The 7,534-nt window shown below is 69.2% G+C and carries 7 protein-coding genes; 3 read left to right on the top strand and 4 right to left on the bottom strand.

Features of this window, described 5'->3' with window-relative positions:
- The coding region (locus DW299_RS12515; protein WP_136036782.1) for a hemolysin family protein at positions 1 to 1,014 on the bottom strand (1,014 nt) is incomplete at its 3' end.
- A gap of 94 nt (positions 1,015 to 1,108) precedes the next feature.
- Positions 1,109 to 2,122, bottom strand: a complete 1,014-nt coding sequence (locus DW299_RS12510) for a TerC family protein (RefSeq protein ID WP_136036781.1) — start codon at positions 2,120 to 2,122, stop codon at positions 1,109 to 1,111.
- 357 nt (positions 2,123 to 2,479) lie between these two features.
- On the opposite strand from DW299_RS12510, the gene aspS reads away from it, so the two are divergent.
- Complete coding sequence (gene aspS, locus DW299_RS12505) at positions 2,480 to 3,781, top strand: aspartate--tRNA(Asn) ligase (protein ID WP_136036780.1); 1,302 nt, start codon at positions 2,480 to 2,482, stop codon at positions 3,779 to 3,781.
- Between the two features lie 66 nt (positions 3,782 to 3,847).
- On the opposite strand, the gene DW299_RS12500 is transcribed toward aspS, so the two are convergent.
- Entirely contained in the window at positions 3,848 to 4,498 is a 651-nt protein-coding gene (locus tag DW299_RS12500; protein WP_136031707.1) for a GntR family transcriptional regulator, read from the bottom strand.
- A gap of 154 nt (positions 4,499 to 4,652) precedes the next feature.
- Positions 4,653 to 5,054, bottom strand: coding sequence for an arsenate reductase ArsC (locus DW299_RS12495; RefSeq protein ID WP_136036779.1), 402 nt, complete (start codon positions 5,052 to 5,054; stop codon positions 4,653 to 4,655).
- 325 nt (positions 5,055 to 5,379) lie between these two features.
- Here DW299_RS12495 and DW299_RS12490 point away from each other — a divergent pair, with 325 nt between their 5' ends.
- Both DW299_RS12490 and DW299_RS12485 read left to right on the top strand, forming a co-directional pair.
- Positions 5,380 to 5,808: a MarR family winged helix-turn-helix transcriptional regulator gene (locus DW299_RS12490; protein WP_136031703.1), complete on the top strand. Its 429-nt coding sequence runs from the start codon at positions 5,380 to 5,382 to the stop codon at positions 5,806 to 5,808.
- Positions 5,809 to 5,998: 190 nt separating this feature from the next.
- On the top strand, positions 5,999 to 7,534 hold a 1,536-nt coding region (locus tag DW299_RS12485; protein WP_136036778.1), incomplete at its 3' end, for an SPFH domain-containing protein.

The raw sequence follows: 7,534 nt of genomic DNA, 5'->3' as shown, positions 1-7,534 counted from the left end.
CTCGTCGAAGATCTCGCCGACGCCCTCCTCCACCAGGTCCTCGAGCGTCACGAGCCCGTCCGTGCCGCCGTACTCGTCGACGACGACCGCGATGTGGTGGCCCTCCGCGCGCATGCGGGTCAGCGTCGGCAGCACCCGGGCGGTCGAGGGGATGTAGGGGATCTGGCGCACGAGGGCCGCCAGCGGTCGCTCCGGGTCGTCGGCCGCGGCCTCGAACAGGTCGCGCACGTGCACGAACCCGGTGATGTCGTCGATCGAGGTGTCCGACACCGGGTAGCGCGAGAACGGCAGCTCCCGCACCTGCTGCATGGCAGCGCCCACGGTGGCGGCCTGGTCGAGCGCCACCACCTCGGGTCGCGGTCGCATGACCTCGCTCACCTGGCGGCCGCGCAGCGACAGCACGTCGTCGAGGATGCGGCGCTCGTCGTCGGGCAGCCCCTGGTGCGTCGCGACGATGTCGCGCACCTCCTCGTCGGTGAGCTCATCGCTGGTCTTGTGCGGGTCGCCGCCGAGCAGCCGCACGAGGGCGTTCGTCGACACGGACAGCAGCCAGATCACCGGTCGCATGACGGTCGCGAAGCCGTTCAGGGCCGGGGCGACGGCATACGCGAACTGGGCGTTGCGCTGGATCGCGAGACGCTTCGGCACGAGCTCGCCGAGCACGAGCGACAGGTACGCGATCACGAGGGTGAGCACGAGGGTGGCGACCGTGAGCGCCACGGCGGGAGCGAGTCCCCAGCTCTCGAACAGGGGCGCGAGCGACGGAGCGATCGAGGTGGCGCCGTAGGCGGCGGACGCGAAGCCCGCCACGGTCACGCCGATCTGCACCGCCGAGAGGAAGGTGTTGGGGTTGCGGGCCAGCCCGGCGACCTTGGCGCCGCGCTTCCCGCGCTGGCCGATCGCGTTGATCTGGCTCTCGCGCAGCGTGACCAGCGCCATCTCGGTCGCCGCGAAGACGCCGCCGATCAGCACGAACACGAGGACGAGGGCGATGTTCAGGAGCAGGTCGCCCATCAGCGGGCTTCCTCTCCGGGTGCGGGGTGAGCGCCCGGGATGAACCGGGCGCCCGTACTGTCAGAGTCCGAAGAGTCAGAACAGCGCTGCGCGCTCAAGAGTGCTCCTTGTCGATGGGGGTGGTGCCGGTCGTGGGGGGAAGGGACGAGGTCTTGCGGGTCTTGAGCAGACTCGCGACGGTGGCGACGGCGATGGTCGCGGCGATGAAGAGCAGCGAGAACCAGATCGGGATCTCGGGCGCCCACAGCATCGGCTCGCCGTTGTTGATGAAGGGGACCTCGTTGACGTGCAGCGCGTGCAGCACCAGCTTCACGCCGATGAACGCGAGGATCACGGCGAGGCCCTGGGCCAGGTAGACCAGGCGCTCCAGCAGTCCGCCGATGAGGAAGTACAGCTGGCGCAGCCCCATGAGGGCGAACGCGTTGGCGGTGAACACGATGTACGCCTGATCGGTGAGACCGTAGATCGCGGGGATCGAGTCGACGGCGAACACGAGGTCGATGAACCCGATCGCGATGATGGTCAGCAGCATCGGGGTGACGAAGCGCTTCCCGTTCTTGACGACGGTCAGCCGGTCGTTGTTGTACTCCTCGCTGACGGGGAGGTGACGGCGCACGAAGGTCATGAAGCGGCCGTTCGCGGGGTTGCTCTCGTGGTTGCTGAACGCCTGGCGGTAGGCGAGGAAGAGCAGGAGCGCGCCGAACACGTAGAAGATCCAGGAGAAGTTCTCGATCAGCGTCGCGCCGACCGCGATGAAGATGCCGCGCAGGATCAGGGCGATCACGATGCCGATCATCAGCACCTTCTGCTGGTAGATCTTCGGCACGGCGAACCCGGTCATGACGATCAGGAACACGAAGAGGTTGTCGATCGACAGGGCCTTCTCGGTGAGGTACCCGGCGAAGTACTCGCCGCCGTACGTCCACCCGGAGACCATGCCGATGCCCACGCCGAAGAGCAGCGCCAGGCTGATGTAGAAGATGGACCAGCGGGCGGATTCACCGATGGTCGGCTCGTGCGGCGTGCGCACGTGGGCGAAGAACTCGTACACGAAGAACGCGATCGTGACCGCGATCGTGATGACCCAGATGAGAGGGGTGACGTCCAAGGGATACTCCAGATTCGGCGTGGCAGAACAGCGCCAAAGTCTTCTCCATCCCGAATCGGGACCGGTGGGCCGGGATGCGATGCATCCGTAATGACGACCAGACCGTGTCGGAGTACTCCCCTTGGAGGTCCCAGAGTACGAGACGCCCATATCGGAATGCTGTGGATCTGCCGAGAACCCGGTCCCCTAGACTGGCGGTGGCGACTGCGGGGCGTGACGACCCCCGGCCTCGACGGCAAGCGGTCCCCGCGCGTCCGGCGTACCGACGAGAGGCCGGTGTCTCACCGGCGAAGGTGTGGTGGCACCGCGATCTAGCCCCCGCCCGCACCTCCAGGGCTTCCACAACCTGGAGGAAGAATGAGATCACCCGACCCCGGTCGCACGCTCGCGACCGAACTGTCCCGCACCGCGCCGGGCCGGAGCGTCACGCTCCTCGGCCACGTGCACCGCCGCCGCGAGCTCGCCTCCGTCGCCTTCCTGATCCTGCGCGACCGCTCCGGGCTGGCGCAGGTCGTGCTGCGGCCGAGCGAGCTGCCCGACGGCGGCCTGCCGCCCGAGGAGACGGTCGTCCGCGTTACGGGCACCGTATCCGCGAACCCGCAGGCGCCCGGTGGCGTCGAGGTCGCCTCGCCTCGGATCGAGCTGCTGTCCGAGCCCGCAGCGACCCCCGTGGTGGACCTGTGGCGGCCGACCCTCGACGCGACGCTGCCCACGCTGCTCGACCACGCGCCGGTGCTGTGGCGCCACCCCGCCCGCCGGGCGACCTGGGAACTGGGGGCCGCGAGCCTGAGGGCCTTCCGCCGCACGCTCGACGCCGCCGGCTTCACCGAGGTCCACACGCCGAAGATCGTGGCGACCGCGACGGAGTCGGGCGCGAACGTGTTCCCCGTGGACTACTTCGGCCGTCCGGCGTACCTGGCGCAGAGCCCGCAGTTCTACAAGCAGCAGCTCGTCGGGGTGTTCGAGCGCGTGTACGAGGTGGGGCCGGTGTTCCGCGCAGAGCCCCATGACACCGTGCGGCACCTGGCCGAGTACGTGTCGCTCGATGTGGAGTTCGGCTTCGTCCGCGACCACCGCGACGTGCTGTCGCTCCTGGGGGAGGTGCTGCGAGGAATGCTCGACGGGATCCGCACGGAGGCGGCCGCGGCCGTGGCGCAGCTCCGGGTGCCGCTGCCGACGATCCCCGAGGAGATCCCGGTCATCCACTTCCGCGACGCGCTGCGCCTGGTGGGGGCGCCCGACGACGAGCCCGACCTGGCACCGGCGCACGAGCGAGCGCTCGGCGAGTGGGCCATGGCCGAGTTCGGCAGCGACGTGCTCGCGGTCGAGGGGTACCCGATGGCCAAGCGTCCGTTCTACACGCACCCGCAACCCGACGACGAGCGCTGGAGCAACAGCTTCGACCTGCTCTTCCGGGGGCTGGAGCTGGTGACGGGCGGGCAGCGGCGGCACCGTCACTCCGAACTGGTCGCCGCGATCGAGGCCGGGGGCGAATCGCCCGACGCTTACCGCGGCTACCTCGAGGCGTTCGCGCACGGGATGCCGCCGCACGGCGGGTTCGCGATCGGCCTGGAGCGCTGGATCGCGCGACTCGTCGACGCGCCCAACGTCCGCGAGGTCACGCTGTTCCCGCGCGACCTGCACCGCCTGACGCCGTAGCGCGAGAGCGCCGGACACGATGAGGGCGGCCGCACCGCGCGGCCGCCCTCGTTCGGTGTCCTCGTCCTACTCGGCCGTCGTGCCGGCGAGGCCCTCGGCCTCCGCGCGGTCGATGATGGAGGGCAGCACCTCGTCGAACAGCGTGACGAGCACGGCGCGGATCTTGACGGCGTCGCGCTCCTCGAGGGCGTCACGGATCGAGGCGACCACGTCGCCCACCGCCGCCCAGTCGAACACGTCTTTGGAGTGCTGGCTGAAGCGGCGGATCTGAGGACCGAGCCGCTCGATCACCGTCGCGCGCGCCGCGTTGCCCTCGATGCGAGCGAACCCGGTCGCGGCACCGCGCAGCGCGGCGCCGAACCCGATGACGTCTCGGGAATTGACCGCCGTCGCCATGTCGTCCGCGAGCTCGACCAGATACGACACGTCGTCGTCTTGGATCACCGGCAGCACGTGACGCACCGAGCCGATCCAGATGTCGCCGAACAGGTCGACCGCATTGCGGACCCGGTTGAGATCGATGGGGGCGACCCGCGTGTAGCGGTTGCGCTGCATCTCGACGAGCCCGTTGTCGGCCAGGCGGTCGAGCGCATGACGGATCGGTGTCTTGGAGGTGCCGAGGCGTTCCGCGAGTTCGTAGTCGCGCAGTCGCTCCCCCGGGGGCAGCTCTCCGCTGATGATGGCGTCCTGCAGCCGCACGAACGCCTCGTCGCTCATCGACCGACGCTCGAGCGGACCACCTGAGAGTGTCACGCGTTCCTCCAGTTGGGGAGTATTGGAGAGTGAAGTTCTACGTTTCAGCAATATATCCCACTTCGGGGGAAAGGGCGAGGAACGCCCGCGTCCACGGACGGTGAGCCCGGAGCTCGGCTCAGATCAGCTCTCCCACGAGCGCCTCGATCCGCGTGCGGATGTCATCGCGGATCGGCCGCACCGCCTCGATCCCCTGCCCTGCCGGATCCTCGAGCGTCCAGTCCTCGTAGCGCTTTCCGGGGAAGATGGGGCACGCGTCGCCGCATCCCATCGTGATCACGACGTCCGACGCCTTGACGGCGTCCACGGTGAGCACCTTCGGCTGCTCGGCGGTGATGTCGATCCCGACCTCGGCCATGGCCTCCACCGCGACGGGATTGATGCGGTCCGCGGGCAGCGACCCCGCGGACCTCACCTCGATGCGGTCACCGGCGAGCTCGCGGAGGAACCCCGCGGCCATCTGCGAGCGCCCGGCGTTGTGCACGCAGACGAAGAGGACGGAGGGGGTGGTGGCGGTCATGGCGCTCCTGGGTGGATGGGTCAACGGGTGGCTGAGACCGCGAGGTGGGCGTGACTCCATATTGATGACTATCGATATAAACGGCAAGCCGCGAGCGCCCCGCGGCGGCTTCAGGCCGACTCGGTCGGATCGGCCTCACGCGTCGCGCGAAGATTCCGTGATCAAACCGTTGCATTCGTTACCTCGTCGTTATACAGTGATCGCACGGTGAATGTTTGCTGTGGCATCCACCGCATGTGATTGCAGGACACTCTTGGTGCAAGGGACAAGGGCCGGTCGGGAGCCTCTCCGACCGGCCCTTTACTGTGGCCGCTACGCTGTGAGGATGACCGATCGCAAGCTCGCCCTGGAGGCCTGGGAGAGCCTGTTCCGCGCGCAGCACGAGCTGTTCACGGACATGATGGCCGACTTCGATCACAACGAGCTCGCGCAGGCCGAATACGACGTGCTCCTCACCGTCACCCGCTCCCCCGACATGACGGCGCGACTGCGCGACATCACCGCGAACATGCTGATCAGCCAGCCCAGCGTCTCCCGCCTCGTCGATCGCATGGTCGCCCGCGGGCTGGTCGCCAAGTGCCCCGACCCGGATGACGGCCGCGGTGCACTGATCCGCGCGACCGACGCCGGTGCCCGGGCCTTCCGTTCCCTCGCCACGGTGCACGGCCGCTCCATCGCGTCACGCATGTCTCGGCTCGACGACGACGAGCTGCGCCAGCTGCGCGACCTCGCGGAGAAGCTCCGCAACCGCTGACCGCGACCGCGTGAACGGGGAATGAGCCCTTCTCCCCACCCCGCCTCTGCCGCAGCTTCTCCCCGATGTGTCGGAGATCACCCCCGCGCAGAGCGGGCCCTCCGGGGTTTCTGGCAGGGTGGAACCGAGTCCCGGCACACCGCGCGGGCCCGTCAGACCGCCCCCTCGGGGGGACCAAGGGAGGTCATCCATGGAGATCGCCGGAATCGTCGGCATCCTCATCATCATCGGTATCGCCGTCGTCGCAGCGGTCATCCTGCTGCTGATCCTGCTGCTGTTCGCCCGCAGCTGGATCAAGGTGGCCAGGGCCGATGAGGCGCTCGTCATCTCGGGCCGCAAGCAGAAGGTGCAGCGCGCGGTGATCGCCGCCGACGGCACGAGCCGCTCGGAGCTGTCGGAGTCGCCGGTCACGGTGATCGTCAACGGCAAGTCCCTCGTCAACCCGATCACGCAGCGCCACGAGATCATCTCCCTGCGCTCCCGTCAGGTCTCGCTCAATGCAGAGGCGCAGTCGCTCGACAACGTCACCCTCAACGTCGACGGCGTCGCGATCGTGAAGATCGGCTCCGACCCGCTGCTCGTGCGGCGTGCCGCGGAGCGCTTCGCGTCGCAGGACAAGGCGATCGAGCAGTTCACCACCGAGCAGCTCGAGGGTGCGCTGCGCGGCATCGTCGCGACACTCTCGGTCGTCGAGCTCATGCGGGAGCGGAAGAAGTTCTCCGACCAGATAGCGGCCGACGTCTCGCAGGAGCTCGCCGAGCAGGGCCTCATCCTCGACTCCTTCCAGATCAAGGGCATCACCGACAAGGTCGGCTACATCCAGTCGCTCGGGGCGCCGGAGATCCAGGCGAAGCGACAGGCCGCCGAGATCTCGCAGACCAACGCCGACCGCGCGATCAACCAGAAGAACATCGCCAACCAGGAGGCGAACCTCGTCGAGCAGACGGCGCTCGACACCAACACCGCCAACGCGAACGCCGGCATCGGACGAGCGCGTGCCGAGGCGGAGCAGGCCGAACAGCTCGCCCGCGCGCAGGCCGAGCAGGCCGTGCTGCAGCAGCAGGCGGAGAACAAGCAGGCTCAGCTCGACGCCGACGTGAAGCGCGTGGCCGACGCCCAGCGCTACGAGGCCGAGACGCGCGCGCAGGCCGAGCTCTACACGCGTGAGCGCGCCGCCGAGGCCGCCGCGATCGAGCAGGTCAAGCAGGCCGAGGCCCGCACGCGCATCGCCGAGCAGCAGGCGCAGGCCGACAAGGCCCGGGCCGACGGTGAGGCCGCGGCCGCCATCGCGAAGGCCACGGGTGACGCCGATGCGCTGCGGGCACAGGCCGAAGCCGAGGCCGAGGCCCGCCGCCTGCGCGCGAACGCCGAGGCCGAGGCCATCCGTGCCGAGGGTGAGGCGCGCGCGGCCGCCGTCGAGGCCGAGGCCAAGGCCATCGCCTCCAACCAGGACGCCTTCCTCTCGCAGCGGGTGCTGGAGGTGCTGCCGTCGATCATGGCCGAGTTCGCCAAGGGCTACGCCGCGATCGGCAACGTCTCGATCGTGGGCGGCTCCGGCGACGACGGGGCCTCCCAGGTCGTCGGCGCCGACAGCGCGAAGGCTCTGCGCTCGGTGTTCGACAGCGTGCACTCCGCGACCGGGCTCGACCTCGCCGGGATCATCCAGGGCCAGGCCGTCGGTCGCGGCATCGGTGCCGGCGTCGCGGAGGCGGGTGCCCCCGCCGCG

This window comes from Microbacterium sp. K35, from assembly GCF_004794375.1.
In the GTDB taxonomy this organism is placed as follows: domain Bacteria; phylum Actinomycetota; class Actinomycetes; order Actinomycetales; family Microbacteriaceae; genus Microbacterium; species Microbacterium sufflavum.
The sequence above is the reverse complement of the archived record's forward strand: the minus strand, read 5'-3'. Positions and strand labels throughout refer to the sequence as shown.

Excerpts from the sequence above, each read along its gene's own strand:
- aspS (WP_136036780.1), top strand. The coding sequence starts at position 2,480 with ATGAGATCACCCGACCCCGGTCGCACGCTCGCGACCGAACTGTCCCGC.
- DW299_RS12500 (WP_136031707.1), bottom strand. The coding sequence starts at position 4,498 with ATGAGCGACGAGGCGTTCGTGCGGCTGCAGGACGCCATCATCAGCGGA.
- DW299_RS12495 (WP_136036779.1), bottom strand. The coding sequence starts at position 5,054 with ATGACCGCCACCACCCCCTCCGTCCTCTTCGTCTGCGTGCACAACGCC.
- DW299_RS12490 (WP_136031703.1), top strand. The coding sequence starts at position 5,380 with ATGACCGATCGCAAGCTCGCCCTGGAGGCCTGGGAGAGCCTGTTCCGC.